This window comes from Nonomuraea sp. NPDC054003 (assembly GCF_055585125.1).
On sequence record NZ_JBVJKR010000004.1, the window covers coordinates 634,445 to 651,465 of the forward strand.

At 73.1% G+C, this 17,021-nt stretch carries 21 protein-coding genes; 18 read left to right on the forward strand and 3 right to left on the reverse strand.

Features of this window, described 5'->3' with window-relative positions; all coding sequences use genetic code 11:
- Nucleotides 1-107: 107 nt before the first annotated feature.
- From ACZ6YG_RS13550 to ACZ6YG_RS13575, 6 genes are all read left to right on the forward strand, one after another.
- The gene (locus tag ACZ6YG_RS13550; protein WP_466018135.1) at nt 108-1,076 is read left to right on the forward strand and encodes a hypothetical protein; all 969 of its coding nucleotides are present in this window, start codon (nt 108-110) and stop codon (nt 1,074-1,076) included.
- Nucleotides 1,077-1,084: 8 nt separating this feature from the next.
- Nucleotides 1,085-2,350 (forward strand): sensor histidine kinase, encoded by a 1,266-nt coding sequence (locus ACZ6YG_RS13555; RefSeq protein WP_466018136.1) that lies wholly within the window; start codon nt 1,085-1,087, stop codon nt 2,348-2,350.
- Complete coding sequence (locus tag ACZ6YG_RS13560; RefSeq protein WP_466018137.1) at nt 2,347-3,006, forward strand: response regulator transcription factor; 660 nt, start codon at nt 2,347-2,349, stop codon at nt 3,004-3,006. Before ACZ6YG_RS13555 ends, ACZ6YG_RS13560 begins: the two co-directional genes overlap by 4 nt.
- 141 nt (nt 3,007-3,147) lie before the next feature.
- Complete coding sequence (locus ACZ6YG_RS13565) at nt 3,148-3,561, forward strand: Hsp20/alpha crystallin family protein (RefSeq protein ID WP_466018138.1); 414 nt, start codon at nt 3,148-3,150, stop codon at nt 3,559-3,561.
- A 199-nt stretch (nt 3,562-3,760) separates the two neighbouring features.
- Nucleotides 3,761-4,285 (forward strand): hypothetical protein, encoded by a 525-nt coding sequence (locus ACZ6YG_RS13570; RefSeq protein WP_364236396.1) that lies wholly within the window; start codon nt 3,761-3,763, stop codon nt 4,283-4,285.
- Nucleotides 4,286-4,411: 126 nt separating this feature from the next.
- The gene (locus ACZ6YG_RS13575) at nt 4,412-5,134 is read left to right on the forward strand and encodes a universal stress protein (protein ID WP_466018139.1); all 723 of its coding nucleotides are present in this window, start codon (nt 4,412-4,414) and stop codon (nt 5,132-5,134) included.
- On the opposite strand, the gene ACZ6YG_RS13580 is transcribed toward ACZ6YG_RS13575, so the two are convergent.
- The gene (locus ACZ6YG_RS13580; RefSeq protein WP_148031801.1) at nt 5,121-5,444 is read right to left on the reverse strand and encodes a cupin domain-containing protein; all 324 of its coding nucleotides are present in this window, start codon (nt 5,442-5,444) and stop codon (nt 5,121-5,123) included. The genes ACZ6YG_RS13575 and ACZ6YG_RS13580 overlap by 14 nt on opposite strands.
- 72 nt (nt 5,445-5,516) lie before the next feature.
- Between ACZ6YG_RS13580 and ACZ6YG_RS13585 the strand changes: the two genes are divergently transcribed.
- The gene (locus ACZ6YG_RS13585) at nt 5,517-6,476 is read left to right on the forward strand and encodes a helix-turn-helix domain-containing protein (RefSeq protein WP_466018140.1); all 960 of its coding nucleotides are present in this window, start codon (nt 5,517-5,519) and stop codon (nt 6,474-6,476) included.
- A 33-nt stretch (nt 6,477-6,509) separates the two neighbouring features.
- Entirely contained in the window at nt 6,510-7,235 is a 726-nt protein-coding gene (locus ACZ6YG_RS13590) for a phytanoyl-CoA dioxygenase family protein (protein ID WP_148031799.1), read from the forward strand.
- On the opposite strand, the gene ACZ6YG_RS13595 is transcribed toward ACZ6YG_RS13590, so the two are convergent.
- Nucleotides 7,236-8,048: a helix-turn-helix transcriptional regulator gene (locus tag ACZ6YG_RS13595; RefSeq protein ID WP_364236387.1), complete on the reverse strand. Its 813-nt coding sequence runs from the start codon at nt 8,046-8,048 to the stop codon at nt 7,236-7,238.
- A 107-nt stretch (nt 8,049-8,155) separates the two neighbouring features.
- Here ACZ6YG_RS13595 and ACZ6YG_RS13600 point away from each other — a divergent pair, with 107 nt between their 5' ends.
- From ACZ6YG_RS13600 to ACZ6YG_RS13630, 7 genes are all read left to right on the forward strand, one after another.
- Complete coding sequence (locus tag ACZ6YG_RS13600; protein ID WP_466018141.1) at nt 8,156-9,154, forward strand: ABC transporter substrate-binding protein; 999 nt, start codon at nt 8,156-8,158, stop codon at nt 9,152-9,154.
- Nucleotides 9,151-9,966, forward strand: a complete 816-nt coding sequence (locus ACZ6YG_RS13605; protein WP_466018142.1) for a siderophore-interacting protein — start codon at nt 9,151-9,153, stop codon at nt 9,964-9,966. The genes ACZ6YG_RS13600 and ACZ6YG_RS13605 overlap by 4 nt, the downstream gene beginning before the upstream one ends.
- Nucleotides 9,956-10,942 carry a FecCD family ABC transporter permease gene (locus tag ACZ6YG_RS13610; protein ID WP_364236380.1) on the forward strand — a complete coding sequence of 329 codons (987 nt, stop codon included), beginning with the start codon at nt 9,956-9,958 and terminating at the stop codon, nt 10,940-10,942. The genes ACZ6YG_RS13605 and ACZ6YG_RS13610 overlap by 11 nt, the downstream gene beginning before the upstream one ends.
- Nucleotides 10,939-11,961 (forward strand): FecCD family ABC transporter permease, encoded by a 1,023-nt coding sequence (locus ACZ6YG_RS13615; protein ID WP_364236377.1) that lies wholly within the window; start codon nt 10,939-10,941, stop codon nt 11,959-11,961. Before ACZ6YG_RS13610 ends, ACZ6YG_RS13615 begins: the two co-directional genes overlap by 4 nt.
- Nucleotides 11,962-11,985: 24 nt before the next feature.
- Nucleotides 11,986-12,150 (forward strand): hypothetical protein, encoded by a 165-nt coding sequence (locus tag ACZ6YG_RS13620; RefSeq protein ID WP_466018143.1) that lies wholly within the window; start codon nt 11,986-11,988, stop codon nt 12,148-12,150.
- A 57-nt stretch (nt 12,151-12,207) separates the two neighbouring features.
- Nucleotides 12,208-12,474, forward strand: a complete 267-nt coding sequence (locus ACZ6YG_RS13625) for a hypothetical protein (RefSeq protein WP_219545885.1) — start codon at nt 12,208-12,210, stop codon at nt 12,472-12,474.
- Nucleotides 12,475-12,862: 388 nt separating this feature from the next.
- Complete coding sequence (locus ACZ6YG_RS13630; protein WP_466018144.1) at nt 12,863-14,251, forward strand: MFS transporter; 1,389 nt, start codon at nt 12,863-12,865, stop codon at nt 14,249-14,251.
- Between the two features lie 42 nt (nt 14,252-14,293).
- On the opposite strand, the gene ACZ6YG_RS13635 is transcribed toward ACZ6YG_RS13630, so the two are convergent.
- Nucleotides 14,294-14,770 carry a nitroreductase/quinone reductase family protein gene (locus ACZ6YG_RS13635; protein WP_466018145.1) on the reverse strand — a complete coding sequence of 159 codons (477 nt, stop codon included), beginning with the start codon at nt 14,768-14,770 and terminating at the stop codon, nt 14,294-14,296.
- Nucleotides 14,771-14,857: 87 nt separating this feature from the next.
- On the opposite strand from ACZ6YG_RS13635, the gene ACZ6YG_RS13640 reads away from it, so the two are divergent.
- From ACZ6YG_RS13640 to ACZ6YG_RS13650, 3 genes are read left to right on the forward strand one after another with little or no spacing between them, the layout of a single operon-like run.
- Complete coding sequence (locus ACZ6YG_RS13640) at nt 14,858-15,520, forward strand: TetR/AcrR family transcriptional regulator (protein WP_219545888.1); 663 nt, start codon at nt 14,858-14,860, stop codon at nt 15,518-15,520.
- Between the two features lie 32 nt (nt 15,521-15,552).
- Nucleotides 15,553-16,161 carry a TetR/AcrR family transcriptional regulator gene (locus ACZ6YG_RS13645; RefSeq protein WP_466018146.1) on the forward strand — a complete coding sequence of 203 codons (609 nt, stop codon included), beginning with the start codon at nt 15,553-15,555 and terminating at the stop codon, nt 16,159-16,161.
- A 60-nt stretch (nt 16,162-16,221) separates the two neighbouring features.
- Nucleotides 16,222-17,013, forward strand: a complete 792-nt coding sequence (locus tag ACZ6YG_RS13650) for a VOC family protein (RefSeq protein ID WP_466018147.1) — start codon at nt 16,222-16,224, stop codon at nt 17,011-17,013.
- The last annotated feature ends 8 nt before the right edge of the window (nt 17,014-17,021 follow it).

A 17,021-nucleotide genomic window follows, 5' to 3' on the forward strand; every position in this document is an offset into this window, starting at 1 on the left:
GACCTCCGGATGACCCCGTCGCGACCTGGCGACGATGTGCGGGAGGCCGCCGCGGCGGCAGATTGAGCCGGGTGAACACCTCTCAACCGCGAAGGCGCCGTCCGGCGGTGTCTGTCCTGATCATCGCTGTCTGGTCGGTGAGCTATCTGGCCCTCGGCCTCCTCTGGGCGCTCGGCGGGCCCGGGTACCCCTTCGACGCCGGCCGTCCCGGCCCGGGCAACACCCTGCTCGACCCGCTCGCGCCCGCGGTCGGCGGAAGCGTGCTGGCGGTGTCGGCGCTGGTGGCGGGCGGCGTCGCCGTGCTCGCCGTCAGGGGCCGGCTCACCCGGGCCGCCGCTGTCGTGGCCGTCGTGGCCGGAGCCGGCCTGGCGGTGCTCCTGCCGGACGTGCGCATCATGATGACGGCCGGGTACCTGCCGGTGATGCTCGTCGCCGTGCTCGCCGGCCAGGCCGAGTTCTCGCTGATCATGTCCATGCTGACCTGGCCGAGCCTCAATCTGCTGATCCTGACGGCGGCCGGCGTCAGCCTCATGGTCCTGGGGACGCGGGCGCTGCTCGCCGACCGGCCCGGCAGCGCCGCCGGCGCGCTCAGGGCCGGCCGGTACGCGGTCGCCGTCGCGGTCGCGGTCCCCGTCTTCTACGCCGTCACCCGCTTCGGCTGGCTGCTGGGGATCCCCGTCGGCATCAGCGACGAGTTCCTGGCGTACATCGGCGAGATCACGCCGATCGGCGCCGGCCTCGCCGCCGTCGGGCTCCTCGGCGCGGTCCTCACCCTCGGCCTGGTCCGGCCGTGGGGGGAGGTCTGGCCGCGCTGGGTGCCGTTCCTGCGCGGGCGGCCCGTCCCGGCGCGCCTCCCCGCCTGCGCGGCGCTAGCCGTTTCCCTGCCCATCACGTCCGCCGGGCTGATGTACGTACGCAAGAAACTCGGCGGGGAGCGGCTCGGCCCGGCCGGGGCGGGCGACGAGCTGGGCGCCTGGCTGCCGGAGATGCTGTGGCCGCTGTGGGGCGCGGCCCTGGCGGTGGCCGCCCTGGCGTACCTCAGCCGCCGGAACGCCGCGCACGGCCGCCGACCATAATGGCGGGTGTGAAAGAGTCCCCGTCTCCGGCCGAGGCCGCGGTGGACTCGTTTCTCCGCCGGCACCAGGTGAGCGGCGACGCCGTGCTCGCCGTCCTGCTCGCCGTGCCCCTCGGCCTGGTCTCGTTCGGCCTGCTCAGAGCGTCCGGCAGCCCGCTCTCCCTGCGCCTGTTCGCGGGGGCCGGGCTGCTGGTGCTGCACGGCTGCGTGGTCGCGCGCCGCCTGCGCCCGCTGACGGCGTACGGCCTGGCCGCCGCGGCGATGCTGCTGCTGGTGCTGCTGCCGCCCCTGCACGACCCGTCCGGCGCCTATTACCCGGCGGTGCTGCTGCCGAGCTCGCTGGTGTTCGGGCTGCTGCTCTACACGGTGTCCAGCAGGCTCGACCTCCTGCCCGGGCTGGCCTGCCTGGCCGTCGCCCTGACCGGGGTGGTCCTGGTCCTGGCGCGGTTCTGGGACCCGGCCTCGTGGGGAGGCTCGTCGGGCGGCTACGACCTGGTCGCCTGGCGGATCGGGCTGTCGGCCGGCCTGGTCGCCGTGACGGCGTGCCTGTGGTCGCTGGGCCGCCTCAGCCGGATCCGGGCGTTGTTCCTGGCCGAGCTCAGGGCGAAGGCCGAACGCGCCGAGACCGACCGCGCGCGCGAGCGGGCCGAGGCGGCGCGGGCGGAGCGCGACCGGATCAGCCGCGAGATGCACGACGTGGTGTCGCACTCGCTCGCCGTCATGGTCAGCCAGGCCGAGGGCGGCAGGCTGTCCGGCCCGGGCTCGCCCGGCGCGGCCGTGTTCGCCACCATCGCCGGCGTCGGGCGCGACGCCCTGCGCGACATGCGCGGCCTGCTGGGCGTGCTCCGCGCCGACGGCGGCACCGCTCCGCAGCCGGGTCTCGGCGACCTCTCCGACCTGCTCGACCACGTACGCACGACAGGCGTCCGCGTCGCGGTGCAAGAGGTCGGGGACGCCCGGCCGCTGCGCCCCGCCGTCGACCTGACCGCCTACCGCGTCATCCAGGAAGGGCTGACCAACGTCATCAAGCACGCTGGGCTGGTGGCCGCGGCCGACCTGACGCTCGCGTGGCGTCCGGACGGCCTGCACATCACCATCAAGGACGACGGCGCCGGGCCGGCGGGAGCGGAGGCGGGCGTCGGGCTGGCCGGGATGCGCGAACGCCTCAGCATGGTGGGAGGCACCCTGGAGGCCGGCGGGCGGCCCGGGGCCGGCTTCGAACTGTCGGCCGCCGTGCCCTACGAGCCGAGGAGCCTGCCATCATCAGGATCATGATCGTCGACGACCAGGAGCTGCTGCGCAACGGCCTGACCATGGTCGTCAGGTCCCAGCCCGACATGGAGGTCGCCGCCGAGGCCGGCGACGGGCTGGAGGCCCTGGAGACACTGAAGGCACTGAAGGGGCTGGAGTCGCGGCGCGTCGACGTGGTGGTGATGGACATCCGCATGCCCCGGATGGACGGCGTCGCCGCGACCCGGGAGATCCAGCGGCTGGACGACCCGCCCAAGGTGCTGGCGCTGACGACGTTCGACCTCGACGAGCACGCCCTGGCCGCGCTGCGGGCCGGCGCGAGCGGGTTCATGCTGAAGGACGCGCCGGGGGAGGAGATCATCGCCGCGATCCGGCACGTCCACCGGGGCGACTCGATCATCGCGCCCTCCACGACGCGGCGTCTCGTCCGGCAGCTCGTGACGAAGCCGGGCACCGACCCGGAGGCCGTGCTCGGGGCGCTCACGCAGCGTGAGCGCGAGGTCTTCCGCGGTTTGGCCAGGGGCGCCTCCAACGCCGAGATCGGGGCCGAGCTGTTCCTGTCGGAGGCCACGGTCAAGACGCACGTCGGGCGCATCCTGACGAAGTTCGGGCTGCGCGACCGCGTCCAGGCGGTGGTGCTGGCCTACGAATCCGGTGTCGTCACCCCGGGTGAGGGCTGACCGGCGGGTGACGCCGGGGAGGCACCGTTCCCGACCCTGAGCAGATGGTGACGATGGTCCCGCCGTCGCGGGACCTCCTTCTCTGGTCACGCGGTCGTGCCGGGTGTGGCCTGGAGACGTGGGACACGGAAGGAGGCCGTCATGAACCTGCCTGAGCGGAGAGATGTCAGGTTCCCGTTCCCGGAGCTGCTGGAGTGGGTGGAGAACCCGATGTTCGGGTTCCGCCCGTTCGGTCAGCTCGTCCGGGTCGAGGACTACATCGCCGATGATCGGTACGTGCTGCGGGCCGAACTCCCCGGGGTCGACCCCGATGAGGACATCGAGGTCACCGTGGACGGCGGCATGCTGCACATCCGCGCTGAGAAGACCCACCGGGCCACCGAGCCGCACCGCTCCGAGTTCGCCTACGGGGCGCTCTCGCGGACGGTGACGCTGCCCGCCACGGCCAGGACCGACGACGTCAAGGCCGTCTACAAGGACGGGGTCCTGGAGATCAGCGTGGGGCTGGAGGAGGAGAAGAAGGCCGAGGGCCGGCGGATCGCCGTCGAGCACTGACGCCACGACCGGGCGCGGACGGGGATGTCCCCCGCCCGCGCCCTTCGCGCGCCGCCTCGCGGTAGCCGTCCGCCGGGGGAGCGGTGACGGGACGAAGGTCCTCGTGCCGGGAGTCGTACGGCACTGCTCCTGAGACCGCGCATGCGGTGTGCTGTGGGTGACACGGAAACGGCGATCACCCTTCGGAAGGGGGGCCATCATGGACGCCACCGTCAGCAGGCCCGTCAGGGAAACCGGCGCCGCGCAGGCGCGACGCCCGGTCGACTACGTCTGGGCGGTCGCCCGGATCTCGATCGGCTGGGTCTTCCTGTGGGCGTTCCTGGACAAGACCTTCGGGTGGGGGTTCGCCACTCCGGCCGACCGGGCCTGGATCTCGGGCGGCAGCCCGACGACCGGGTTCCTCAAGGGCACGGGCGAGAACGCGCTCGGCGGCCTCTTCTCGGGCCTGGCCGGTCAGGCGTGGGTGGACTGGCTCTTCATGGCCGGTCTGCTCGGCGTCGGCCTGGCGCTGGTCCTCGGGATCGGCACGCGGATCGCGGCGGGCGCCGGCACCGCGATGCTGGTGCTCATGTGGGCGGCGGAGCTGCCCCTGGCCAACAACCCGTTCATGGACGACCACATCATCTACTCGATCGTCCTCGTCGGTCTCGCGCTCGCCGAAGCCGGACGCACCTGGGGGCTGGGCAACCTGCCGATCGTGCGGCGCACCGCCTGGCTGAAGTAGCGCGACCGATCCCGCGCCCACCTCCGGGCAGCCGGAGGTGGGCGCCGGCATGCCCGGCTGGAAGACCCTGGTCAGGAGGACGAAAGCCTCTCGTTGAGGTGCCGTCACCGGGGGGACGATGGTTACATGAACCAGATCCTGCTCGGCTACGACGGCTCGGACTTCTCCGTGCAGGCGCTCGACTGGGCCCTGGACGAGGCCGAGCTCAGAAAACTGCCGCTGACCGTCGCCCACGCCTGGCAGTGGCCCTACGGCCAGGCGGCGGAGGAGGCCAAGGCCCACCTGCGCAAGGCGGCCGAGCACGTGCTGTGGCACGGCGCCGACTGCGCCCGCCAGACCAGCTCGGGCGTGCGCGTCGAGACGGACCTCCACGAGGGATCCGCCGCCGAACGCCTCGTCGAGCTCTCCGAGGACGCCGCGCTCGTCGTGGTCGGATCGCGCGGGCTCAACACGTTGTCCAGGGCCGTCGTGGGCTCGGTGGCCGAGTACGTCGCCGTCCACGCCGCTTGCCCCGTGGTCGTCGTACGGGGGCCGGGACCGTTGCCCGTGACGACGAACCCCGGCCCGATCGTCGTCGCCGACCCGGTGCCGGACGCGGCCGTCCTGGAGTTCGCGTTCGAGGAGGCCGCGCTGCGCCAGTTGCCGCTCGCCGCCTCGGCGGACCTCGCCGAGCAGGCGGCGCGCCACCCGGGCGTGCGCACCGAGCCGCTCGCCGCCGGGGCGTCCGCCTCTCTCGTGGTCGCCGGCCGCGAGCACGCCACGCGCGCCGGTGTGGCGGGCGTGTTCCAGGGGCGCGTCCCGTGCCCCGTGGCGGTGGTGGGCGGCCGGAAGCCGGTCAGCGGGTCATGATGCTGATGCCGAGCATGCGGGCGCCGGTCTCGGTGCGCGGACGGTGCGTGCTTCCGGGCGCGAACACCACGTAGCTGCCCGGCCCGAGCCGCCGCCCCCGGTCGACGAACTCTCCGGAGATCACGTAATAGCGCTCCTCACCGTCGTGGACGTCGTCCTCCGGCCACTCCGTCCCCGGGGCGAAGTCGTACATCCACCCGCGCGCCCACTCCGTGGCGGGCAGGCGCCGCCGGATGATCCCGGGGACCACCTCGACCGGTTCGACCTCGTCCACGTGCAGGACCTGAACATCATCGGGCTCTCGCGTCATGGGACCCATCGTCGCGACGGCGGGGCCCCGTGGCCCAGTGTCTGGAATGACGCCTTCGGGTACTTTTCTGCCATGAGTGTTCACCGGGTGGCCGCCCTGGTGCTGCCGCCGCAGTCCACGTTCGAGCTGGCCTGCGCCGCCGAGGTCTTCGGCATGAGCCGCCCCGGGCTGCCCGCCCGCTACGCGTTCGCCGTGTGCGGGGAGCGGCCGGGCGCGGTCCCGACCCTGGCGGGCTACGACATGCTCGTACGCCTGGGACTGGCCGCGCTGGAGACCGCGGACACGGTGGTCGTCCCCGGCTGGCAGGACCGCGAGCGCCCCGCGCCGCCCGCCGTGATCGACGCGCTGCGGCGGGCGCACCGGCGCGGCGCCCGCATCGTCGCGATCTGCTCCGGCGCGTTCCTCCTGGCCCAGGCGGGGCTGCTCGACCACCGCAGGGCCACCACCCACTGGCGGATGGCCGCCGACCTCGCCGCGCGCTTCCCCGATGTCCAGGTCGAGCCCGACACGCTCTACATCGACCTGGGCGACGTCGCCACCAGCGCCGGCACCGCCGCGGGCATCGACCTGTGCCTGCACCTGGCCCGCGCCGACCACGGAGCCGCGCACGCCGCCAGGATCGCCCGGCACATGGTCATGCCGCCGCACCGTGAGGGCGGCCAGCTCCAGTACGCCGCCCAGGACCGCGACGGCCACCCGCCGGAGTCGCTCGCCCTCGTCCTCGACTGGGCGCTCGAACGGCTGCACGAGCCCCTCGGCGTCGGCGACCTCGCCGCACAGGCCGGCATCTCCCCCCGGACGCTCGCCCGCCGGTTCGCCGGGCAGCTCGGCGTCACCCCCGGCCGCTGGCTGCTCCAGCAGCGCGTCGCGGCGGCCCGGACCCTCCTGGAGGAGACGGACCTCCCCGTGGAGGCGATCGCGACCAGGGTCGGCCTGTCGTCGGCCGCCAACCTCCGCAGACGCTTCCACACCCTGGTGCGTACGACTCCCGCCGCCTACCGCCGATCCTTCGCGCCGTGCGGAGATCGCTGAAAACCGGTGGACGGCGTCGTTAGTGTGGCTCGCATGACTGTCGTGGACGTCGACCGGTTCGTGACCGAAGGATTCGCCAAGCTGGAGGCGGCCGTGCCCCGTGAGGTCGCGGACGCGGCCAGTGCGCAGGTGTGGCAGCAGATCGGGCTCTCGCCCGACGACCCCGCCGGCTGGCGGGAGCCGGTGGTGTGGACCGCCGACATGACCGGCCATGGCGCCTTCGGCGAGCTGGCGCGCAGCCCGCGGCTGCGCGAGGCGCTCGACGAGATCGCCGGGCCCGGTGGATGGGTGCCGCGCGCCGCCCTCGGCAACATGCCGATCCGCTTCCCCGGCAAGGCGCCGGTCGACGACCGGGGCTGGCACATCGACGCCTCGGTGGCCAGGCCCGACGGCTCGTGGGCCGTGTCGGGCCGGCCGGAGACGATGCTGCTGCTCGTGCTGCTGTCGGAGGTGGGCGACGACGACGCGCCGACCCGCGTCCGGGTGGGCTCCCACCGCGACGCCGCCGAGGCGCTGGGCGAGCGGGTGCTCGACCCGTTCGAGGCCGGGCCGCTGCTCGACGCCGCCTCCAAGGACCGCCCGGTGGCCCACGCGACCGGCCTGCCCGGCGACATGTACCTCCTGCACCCGCTGACCGTGCACGCCGCCGACGAGCACCGCGGCACCCGGCCGCGTTTCATGTCCCAGGGGCCGGTGTTCCTGAAGCAGCCGGTCGCCCCGGGAGAGGGCAACGCCCTGGCCCGCGCCCTGCTCTCCTGACTACCGGGCCGAGTAGCGTCCGGGCGTGCAGCCGTACTCCTTCACGAAGGCCGTGATGAACGCCGAAGGGCTGGAGTAGCCGACCCGGCGGGCGACCTCCGACACCGGCCGGGTCTCCAGCAGCGCGCGCGAGGTGCGCAGCCGCAGCTTGGTGCGCACCCGCGAGTAGGGCATGCCGAACTCGCGCTCGAAGTCGCGCTGCAGCGTCTTGACGCTGACGTGCAGCCGCTCGGCCCACTCGTCGAGGCGGACGCTCTCGCCGGGGTTGTGCGACAGCTCGCGCACGACCGCCAGCGCGAAGCCGGTGCCCGAGCCGGGGTGCCCGGCGGGCTCCGCGCTCGCCGGGGCGACCCCGGCCATGATGCGGGCACGCGCCTCCAGCGCGGCGGCCTCGTCGTGACCGGGACGCGCGATGGCCTCGATCAGCCGGGCCGCCTCGGGGGCGACGGAGACCGCTCCGGCCCGCAGCCCGCCGAGCGCCGCGGGGACCTCACGCAGGCAGATCCGGTAGACCGTCTGCCGGTCGGCCGCCCGCACCTCGTGGGTGACCGCGCGGTGCGCCCAGAACGCCTCACGCGGGCCCACGAACTGCGCCTGCGCTCCGTGCCTGGCCGACAGCATGCCGTCGGGCGACCAGTAGAGCTGGTGGAGGAAGTCCTCGCGGCTCTCGCCGAACTCCAGCACGGTCGCCGACCGGTACTTGAGCACCAGGACGCCGGTGGGCCGGCCGAGACCGTAGCCGTACTCCTCGCACCGGAGCGGATCGGCGCCCGTCGGCCCCGCGAGGGACACGGTCTGACGTCTCAGCGACATCGGCTGACCTCCCGTCGACATCACAAGCAACTTAGGTAAGGGTAGCCTAACCATGCCTCGGCCAACTCGTGGCCTGGCCTTTCACCCTGTTCCGAGGAATGTTTCTGATGCGTTCTGCCCTGCCCTGGCGCACCGCCGGCGCCGTGGCCCTCGCGCTCGCCCTGGCGACCGGCTGCGGTACGGCCGAGTCCGGTGAGCAGCCCGCCGAGGCCGCCGCGACCCGGACCTTCACCGTCGACGACGGCGAGATCACCATCCCCGCCGACCCCAAGCGGGTCGTCGCGACCGGGTACGCGGTGCCCGTGCTGATCGAGGCCGATGCCGCCCTGGTCGGCATCTCCACGTGGAAGCGCGGCCTGCCGCTGATGTCCGAGGAGGACCTGGCGACGTACGACGGCCTGGAGAAGGTCGCGGGGGAGTCCGCCGCCGAGACCAACTACGAGGCCATCGCCAAGGTCAAGCCCGACCTGATCGTCATCGGCGTCCCCAAGCCGGTCCTCGCCGACGTGGACATCGAACGCCTCAAGTCGATCGCCCCGGTGGCCGTGATCGGCCCGACGGTGCCGTCGGCGTGGCGTGAGCTCTCGCGCCGCCAGTCCGACGCCGCGGGCCGCTCGGAGAACTTCGACGCCGCCAAGACCGCGTACGAGAAGAAGGCCGCCGAACTCACGGCCAAGTACAAGGACGCGGTGTCGGGCCTGAAGTTCGGCCATGTGGGCGCGTACGGGGACATCTCCGACGGCACGTTCCATCGGGAGTTCTCCGGGTCGTGGGGCCCGAACATCATCGAGGACGTCGGCGTCACCTACTACGGCGAGGTCAAGGAGAAGACCGGCGGTTCCGGCGACGTCTCGGAGTACCCCTCGATCGAGGAGCTGCCCCAGAGCCTCGGCGAGGCCGACGCCATCACCTACTCGGTCCAGGACGACGGCACGCCGAGCGAGGCCGTGAAGTACGTGCTCGACTCCGAGCTGTGGAAGGGCCTGCCCGCGGTCAAGGCCGGCAGGGTCTTCCCGATCCGCTACACCGAGGCCGCCACCTACGAGTCGGCGATGAAGACCCTGGACGCCGTCGACGAGGCGCTCGCGCCGCTGCTCGCCTCATGAGGATCGACCGCCACGACCCCAGGGAACGGGTCGCCGAGCACCACGTCAACGGCAACGGCGTCGCCCGCGTCGGCTACCCGATCGGCATCCGCACGGCCCCGGTCGCCGCCCGCGAGCTGATCACCCCGCGCATGCTGCGGCTCACGCTCAGGGGCCCGGAGCTGGAGGGGTTCCACAGCTACCAGGCCGACGACCACGTGAAGATCGTCTTCCCGGACGCGGACGGCACCCTGCGCCTCCCCGTGCCGAATGACGAGCAGATGCTCGACTGGCCCGACCCCTCGCCCACCACGCGCACGTACACCATCCGGCGCTACGACGCCGACTCCCGCGAGATCGACCTCGACATCGTGCTGCACGACGGCGGCGTGGCGGCCACGTGGGCGGCCACCGTCCAGGTGGGCGACGAGGTGTCCATCGCCGGACCGCCCGGAGCCAAGGCGTTCCCGCACACGTACGGCCACTACGTGTTCGCGGTCGACGCGACCGCGCTGCCCGCGGCGGCGCGGTGGCTGGAGGAGTCGCCACCCGGCGTGTCCGCGCACCTCGTGATCGAGACCGGCGACCCCGCCGAGCACGCCTACCCGCTCGCCGAGCGCGACGGCGTGGAGGTGATCTGGCTTGTCCGCGAGGGCGGGCGGTCCTCGCTCGCGGACACGGTGCGGTCCCTGACGCTGCCGGAAGTCCCGTCCTTCCTGTTCGCCGCCGGTGAGGCGGGCGACATCAAGCCGCTGCGCCAGTGGAGCGCGGGCCGGCTGGACTCGCTGTTCACCGGCTACTGGAAGCGTGGAGTCGCGGGGCTTGAAGACTGATCGGCGACGGGCGGCCATCCTCGTGGCCGCCCTCGCGCTCCTGCTCGTCGTGGCGGGCGCGAGCGTGTCCGTCGGCGCCCAGGCCATCGCGCCCGCCGAGGTCTGGCGCGCCTTCACCGCCTACGCCGGGACCGGCGAGCACCAGATCGTGCGCGGGATCCGGGTCCCGCGCACGGTGCTCGGCATCTTCGTGGGCGCCGCCCTGGGCACCGCGGGCACGCTGGTCCAGACGCTGACCCGCAACCCGCTGGCCGAGCCGGGCATCCTCGGGGTGACCGCGGGCGCCGGGTTCGCGATCACCGTCGGCGCCGTGCTGGGCCTGGCCGGGAGCCCGGCCGGGCAGCTCGGGCTGGCCTTCGCGGGCGCCGTGCTGGCCTCGGTCGCCGTCTACGCCGTCGGCTCGACCTCGCCGCTGCGGCTGGTCCTGACCGGTGTGGCGCTCAGCTCCGTCCTCGCGGGCGTCTCGCTCGGCATGCGGCTGATGCTGCCCGACGTGTTCGACACGTTCCGGTTCTGGTCCGTCGGAGCTCTGGCCGGGCACGAGCAGCAGCCGCTGACGCTCGCGCTCTGGACGATCGCGGTGGCGCTCGCCTGCTCCGTGGCGATCACCAGGCCGCTGAACGCGATGGTCCTCGGCGACGACGTGGCCAGGGCGCTCGGCGGGCACCTCGCGCGCACCCGGTTCGGCGTGCTCGTGCTGGTCACCCTGCTCGCCGGCGCGGCCACGGCCGCCGCCGGGCCGATCGCGTTCCTCGGGCTGATGGTGCCGCACCTGGCCCGCCGGGCGGCGGGCGCGTCGATCCCGTGGCTGATGGCCTACACGATGCTGCTGGGGCCGATCCTGCTGCTGGTCTCCGACATCGCCGCCCGCGTGCTGCTCCCGACGGGGGAGGTGCCGGTGGCCGTGGTCACCGCGTTCCTCGGCGCGCCGGTGCTCATCTGGGCGGTACGACGGCGCGGGGCGGTGCGGTCATGACCGGTCATGTCGTGCTGCGTGCGGGCACGTACTCGATCAGGGTGGCGCGGCGGCCGCTGGTGGCGTCGCTCGCGCTCGTGGCGGCGGCGCTGGCGCTGGCGTTCACGGCGCTGTGCTTCGGCGCCTCGTGGTCGCGTCCCGGTGAGGTGCTCGCGGCGCTGGCCGGCCACGGCGACTCCGTCGTGGTGGTCCGCGACTGGCGGCTGCCCAGGGTCGCCGCCGCGCTGGTCTTCGGAGCCGCGCTCGGGCTGGCCGGGGCGATCTTCCAGAACCTCACCAGGAACGCCCTCGGCAGCCCGGACATCATCGGGCTCGACGCCGGCTCCTACACCGGCGCGCTGTTCGCCATCACCGTGCTGAGCGGCACCTCCGCGCAGCTCTCCGTCAGCTCCGTCGCGGGCGGCCTGGCCGCGGCGGCGGCCGTCTACTTCCTGTCGCTGCGCTCCGGGCTCAGCGGCATGCGGCTGATCGTCATCGGCATCGCCATGAACGCCATGCTGACCGCGCTGAACTCCTGGATCGTGCTGCGGGCCGAGCTGGAGGTGGCCATGGCCGCGACCGGGTGGAGCGCGGGCTCGCTGAACGGGGTCGACTGGGCCGAGCTCGTCCTGCCGTTCCTGGTCATCGGCGCGCTGACGCTGCTGCTGGTGACGCTGTCGTCCGGGATGCGCCAGGCCGCGCTGGGCGACGATCTCGCGGTCGCGTCAGGGGTGCGGCTGAACCTGCTCCGGCTGCTGCTCGTGCTGGCCGGCGTCGGCTGCACGGCCACGGTGACGGCGGTCGCCGGGCCGATCGTGTTCATCGCGCTCGCCGCGCCGCAGATCGGCCGGCTGCTCGCCGGGACGGCGGGGGTGGCGCTGATGCCCGCCGCGCTGACCGGCGCGGTGCTGCTGCTGGCCGCGGACCTCGTGGCGCAGGCCGTGTTCGCCCCCATCTCGCTGCCGGTCGGGGTGGTCACGACGGTGATCGGCGGCGGGTACCTCATCTGGCTGCTCGTCAGGAGGGCCGGGCGGACGTGAAACCGGTGGCGCGGCGGAGAACTGGTGCACGCCGCGTCATCCTTCGGGCCGCTCCCCGCGGCCGGCCGGACCGTCAGGCGCCCCGCCCGTCCCTGGACCGGCACCGTCCACGCGCTGCTGCGCCACCTGGCCGAGACCGGGTTCACCGGCTGCCCGGGGCGCGGAACCCGCGTGGCCGGGTGGCCGTGACCGTCGTGCCCTGGTCACCGACATCGGCTCGTGATGTGGACCTGGGATCTTTCCCGCATGAGTACGGTCGCGCGACGCGTGGCGAGCTGGCTGGGGCTGGCCGGCCACCTGGGCACGCTGGTGCCCTTCTACGTCTCCAGCGGTCTCATGGCCCCCCTCTGGGCGATCATCGTGCTGTTCGCGGTGTGGCTGGCCCTGCTGGTGGCCGCGGTCCAGGCGGTACGGGCCCGCTCCCCGTGGGGATTGCTGGTGCCGGTGGTCTCGCTGGCCTTCTGGTGGACCGCCATGTCCGCGGGCGGGACGTTCCTGGGCTGGACCCCCTGAGCACGCGGACGATGATCGTCCGAAATTAGGCGGGGCTCCGGCCGCGGCACTCTTGACACTCCGGGGGGTGGGACTTAGCGTCTCTTTGCAGACGCATTTCGTCCAAATTAAATCCCCAGCGTACCGCCACGAAACCAGCTCCATAGCTCATCGCTCCAGCTACCGGAAGACGCCTGCGGGCGGGGTGCCGGCGCCCTCGTCACGCATGCCTTTGGCACGGTCCACAAGACCTTCCGCCACGCCTGGAAACCGCCACGAGCCGGGCGCGTCTTCCGCCTCGCCTCCCGGCTGACGCCCGGGAGCCCCCCAACCCCCCGCCACACATCCCGCCCGCATGCCTTCCTGCCCTTCGGCGTGCGGCCGGCGACGTCACCGCAAGGAGCCCCGCATGGTCAGTGAGCGTGTTCCACCGCAGAGCGAACCCGGCAACCCCGACACCGCCACGGTGGCGGATCCGCCGAAGCACCGGCCGGTCGTGGCGTGGGTCATCACGCTCATGCTGCTCGGCTGCACCCTGATCAGCTATCTCGACAGGGCCATCCTGGGGCTGGTCGCGCAGCCCGCGATGGCGGACCTCGGCCTGACGGCCGCCGAGTTCGGGGCCATCAGCAGCGCGGCGAGCCTGCTCAGCCCGATCGCGGCACTGCTGTTCGCCTTCGTGGCCGACCGGCTGCCGCTCAAGAACACCCTCTTCACCCTCGTGCTCGTGTGGTCGCTGCTCCAACTGCCCATCTTCTTCGCCGCCTCGGCCGGGCTGCTGCTGGTGACCAGGCTCATCCTCGGCGCGGCCGACGCCCCCGCGAACTCGCTGATGCACTCGATCGCCTACTCCTGGTGGCCCAACGAGCGGCGCGGCCTGCCGGCGGCCATCCTGACCACCGGGGCGTCCTTCGGCAAACTGATCTTCGCCCCGGTCATCGTCGTCATCATCGCCGCGTTCAGCTGGGAAGCCGGCTTCCTGACCGTGGCGATCATGGGCTTCGTCTGGTGCGTCGCCTGGGCGTTCGTCGGCAAGGTCGGCCCGTACGCCGACGACGTGACGCCCGCCAAGGCGGAGGCCGTCGCGGAGGGCCCCGCCGACCCCACGGTCGGCAGGCGCGCGCCGCTGCTGTCCATCCTGCTGACCGGCACCTTCATCGGCTACCTCGCCGTCTTCACCGCGGCCGGGATCCTCGTGGTCATCGTGCTCACCTGGCTCCCGTCGTACTTCCAGGAGGGGCTGGGCTTCTCCGCCGTCATGGCCGGGTCGCTGTTCGGGGTGCCGAGCATCATGTCGGTGGTGTTCCTGTTCCTGTACGGGCCGCTGGGCGACAAGGCGCTCAGCAGGGGCGTGCCGGCCCGGGTGGTCCGCGTGCTCATCGGCGGCGCGCTGGTGGCGGCCGGCGGCCTGTCGCTGCTGGCCCTGCCGCTGGTCTCCGGCGTCGCCGGGCCCATGGCGCTGCTCATGCTCGGCTACGGACTGGTCACCAGCATCTACGCCGTTGCCAACCCGACGCTCGCCCAGATCGTGCCGGCCGCGCAGCGCACCAGTTTCCTGACGATCGGTCTCGCCCTGAGCGGCCTGCTCTCGGTGGTCGGGCCGTGGCTGGCGGGCGTGGTGCTCGACGCCGCCAAGGCCTCGGGGGCCGGGGCCGACGGATATCTCGACGTGTTCATGATGGCGGGCGGCATCGCCATCGCCGGCGGCGCGCTCTTCGCGCTGCTGGCCAACCCCGAGCGGGACGCGCTGAAGGTGGAGGCGGCCCGCGCCGCGCTCGCCGCGCGCAACGCCGCGTGACAGCCGGAGGCCCGGCAGTCCGAGCGGGCTGCCGGGCTTCCGCTATGCCGGCGTGACGCGGAAGACCGGGTACCGCGCGGCGATCCGCTCGAACTCCTCCAGCGGCGCCTCCTGATCCACGGGGATGTGGGTGCGGCCTCCGGGCGAGACGGCCAGGTAGCGGCGCAGGACGGGCGCGCGCGACCCGGGTTCCACCTCCTCCAGGCGCACGGCCTCGGTGCGGCCGTGGCGCAGGACCGCCCGGCCCCCGGCCGCGCGGACGTTGCGCACCCAGTTGGTGTCCTGGCCGAGCATCGCCACCAGGTAGCGCTCACCGCCGAGGTCCGCGACGACCAACGGGAAGGAGACGTCACGGCCGGTGCGCCGGCCTTTCACCCGTAGGGTCACCATCCGGCCGGTCCCCAGGATCCCCGCCGCGAACACGGTGGCCCAGACCCGGTTGATCGCCCGGGCCAGGCGGTTGGGCCGCCCGCCCCGATAGAGCCAGCGGTCGAGGCGATGCAGTCGTGTGGCCTTCATGACTCTCCTGTCCAGTGTTCATGTACAGCGTTCATGTCCAATGTTCATGAACACCGTACATGAACACTGCACAGGTAGAGTTGCCGGGTGACTCCGGAGAAGCTGACCCGCCAGGCCGTCGTCGAGCGGGCGATGAAGATCGCCGCCACCGACGGGCTCCAGGCGGTCACCATCCGCCGCCTCGCCGCCGACCTCGGCGTCACCCCGACGGCTCTCTACTGGCATGTCAAGAACAAGGACGAGCTGCTCTCCGCGCTCGCCGACCACCTGCTCGCGGCGCTCGTCGCGGACGTGGACCCGAGCCGGCCCTGGCAGCAGCGGCTGCGCGCGCTGGTCACCGCGCTGGTCGAGCAGACCCGCGCCCACCCCTATCTCGCCGCCCTGCTGCCGGTGATCGACAAGGGCACGGCCGAGGCCTACCACCGCGCCACCGACACCGTGATCGGGTTGCTCACCGAGGCCGGGTTCACCCTCCCGCAGGCCGACCAGGTGGCCACCTACCTGCTCATGGGCGCCACGGCCATGGTGTCCTGCCAGCCCGGCGGCGCCGGCGGCGACGAGGAGGAGGCCGCGGAGCTCAGCCGGCGGCAGCGCCTCGACCTCGAACGCCTGCCTCCCCGCCGCTACCCTCACCTGGCCGCCTTCGCGGCGACCCTCACCGGCCCTCCCGACCTCGACGCCTACTACTCCTTCGGCGTCGACCTGCTGCTGTCCGCGGTGGAGGCCATGGCGCCGGCCGCCGATCGCTGAGCGATGATCACCGAATCTGGCACACTGGGAGCGTGAGCGCACGAGGCCGTCCACCGGACCCCGACCTCGAGACCCGCGTCCACGCCGCGGCCCTCGAACTCTACGGGGAGGTCGGCTGGGCGGGGTTCAGCTTCGACGTGCTGGCCCGCCGGGCCCATGTGGGCAAGGCGACGCTCTACGGCAGGTGGGGGAGCAAGGAGAAGCTGATCGTCGACGCCCTGGCCACGGGGCTTCCGCGCCATCCGGAGGAGAAGGTCTCCGGTTCGCTGCGGAACGACCTGATCCAGATGGCGGGCGAGATCCTCGACAGCTACCTCGAACCCCAGGGGCTGGTCTACCTGAGGGCACAGATCGAGGCCAGGGTCTATCCCGAGCTGTTCGGGCAGGCGCTGGAGACGTTCCAGCGCGAGCGCATCAGGATCGGCCGCGCCATCGTGATCGGCGCCATCGAGCGCGGCGAGCTGCCGCCGGGCACGTCTCCCGCGCTCGTGCTGGACGCGGTCGCCGGCGTCCTGACCAACCGTTTCCTCTCGACGCCGATCAGCCAGACGGCCTCCCTGGCCGCGCGCAAGGACGCGTACGCCGAGGAGACCGTGGACTTCGTGCTCTCCGCCGTCCACTACCGCGCTCCGGGATCTTGACACCGCCCGGCACCCGCTTTAGCGTCTAATAGACGGTTTTCGTCCGAAATTAGGGGTCTCATGACGGCTTACTCGCTGGATCATGTCGCTCTGGCCGTGCGGAGCTGGACCCAGGGCGGCCCGGTCCTGGCCGGCCGTTTCGGCGGCCGCTGGCGCCACGGTTTCGAGCAGCCCGGGGCCTTCAACCCCGCGCAGATCGAGTACGCCAACGGCATGCGGGTGGAGCTGCTGCAGCCCGGCTCCGACCCGGCGTCGTTCGTCCGCCGTTTCCTCGACGGCACCGGCGCGCGGGCCCGCCCGCACCACATCACCTTCAAGGTGCGCGACATCCGGGCCAGCCTCGGCGCGGCGGGCGCGGCCGGGTTCGAGCCGATCCTCGTCAACCTGGACTTCGAGGGATGGCAGGAGGCGTTCCTGCACCCCAAGGACACCGGTCTCGGCTTCCTCGTCCAGATGGCCCAGGCCGAGGAGATGCCGGAGGAGCTGGCCGGCGACATGCCCGGCCTGAGCCTGACGCCCCCGTGGCCCGAACCCGAGGTCGCCTGGGCGGCCCTGCCCGCGGTCGCCGGGCAGGTGTCGCGGTGGGACCCGGTGCGCCGGGTGCTCCGCGACGTCCTCGGCGGCGCCGAGACCCCGCTGGAGCCCGGGATCTCCCGCTTCACCTGGCCGAGCGGGGCCGACCTGGTGCTCGCCACCGGGGAGGAGCCCGGCCTGCGGGCCCTCGCCTTCCGCGGCGACGGCGCGGTCTCCTGGGAGCTCGCCGACGTCCTGCGCGCCGCCGAGCGGGAGCCGATCGTGCCGGAGCTCGGCATCAGGGTCGCCGACCTGGCCTCGCAGCGGGTGGCCGGCTGAGCGCGATC

What these genes read in the sequence shown, in the direction of transcription:
- ACZ6YG_RS13560 (WP_466018137.1), top strand. Translation starts at nt 2,347, where the DNA reads ATGATCGTCGACGACCAGGAGCTGCTGCGCAACGGCCTGACCATGGTC.
- ACZ6YG_RS13565 (WP_466018138.1), top strand. Translation starts at nt 3,148, where the DNA reads ATGAACCTGCCTGAGCGGAGAGATGTCAGGTTCCCGTTCCCGGAGCTG.
- ACZ6YG_RS13570 (WP_364236396.1), top strand. Translation starts at nt 3,761, where the DNA reads ATGGACGCCACCGTCAGCAGGCCCGTCAGGGAAACCGGCGCCGCGCAG.
- ACZ6YG_RS13575 (WP_466018139.1), top strand. Translation starts at nt 4,412, where the DNA reads ATGAACCAGATCCTGCTCGGCTACGACGGCTCGGACTTCTCCGTGCAG.
- ACZ6YG_RS13580 (WP_148031801.1), bottom strand. Translation starts at nt 5,444, where the DNA reads ATGACGCGAGAGCCCGATGATGTTCAGGTCCTGCACGTGGACGAGGTC.
- ACZ6YG_RS13585 (WP_466018140.1), top strand. Translation starts at nt 5,517, where the DNA reads ATGAGTGTTCACCGGGTGGCCGCCCTGGTGCTGCCGCCGCAGTCCACG.
- ACZ6YG_RS13590 (WP_148031799.1), top strand. Translation starts at nt 6,510, where the DNA reads ATGACTGTCGTGGACGTCGACCGGTTCGTGACCGAAGGATTCGCCAAG.
- ACZ6YG_RS13595 (WP_364236387.1), bottom strand. Translation starts at nt 8,048, where the DNA reads ATGTCGCTGAGACGTCAGACCGTGTCCCTCGCGGGGCCGACGGGCGCC.
- ACZ6YG_RS13600 (WP_466018141.1), top strand. Translation starts at nt 8,156, where the DNA reads ATGCGTTCTGCCCTGCCCTGGCGCACCGCCGGCGCCGTGGCCCTCGCG.
- ACZ6YG_RS13605 (WP_466018142.1), top strand. Translation starts at nt 9,151, where the DNA reads ATGAGGATCGACCGCCACGACCCCAGGGAACGGGTCGCCGAGCACCAC.
- ACZ6YG_RS13615 (WP_364236377.1), top strand. Translation starts at nt 10,939, where the DNA reads ATGACCGGTCATGTCGTGCTGCGTGCGGGCACGTACTCGATCAGGGTG.
- ACZ6YG_RS13625 (WP_219545885.1), top strand. Translation starts at nt 12,208, where the DNA reads ATGAGTACGGTCGCGCGACGCGTGGCGAGCTGGCTGGGGCTGGCCGGC.
- ACZ6YG_RS13630 (WP_466018144.1), top strand. Translation starts at nt 12,863, where the DNA reads ATGGTCAGTGAGCGTGTTCCACCGCAGAGCGAACCCGGCAACCCCGAC.
- ACZ6YG_RS13635 (WP_466018145.1), bottom strand. Translation starts at nt 14,770, where the DNA reads ATGAAGGCCACACGACTGCATCGCCTCGACCGCTGGCTCTATCGGGGC.
- ACZ6YG_RS13650 (WP_466018147.1), top strand. Translation starts at nt 16,222, where the DNA reads ATGACGGCTTACTCGCTGGATCATGTCGCTCTGGCCGTGCGGAGCTGG.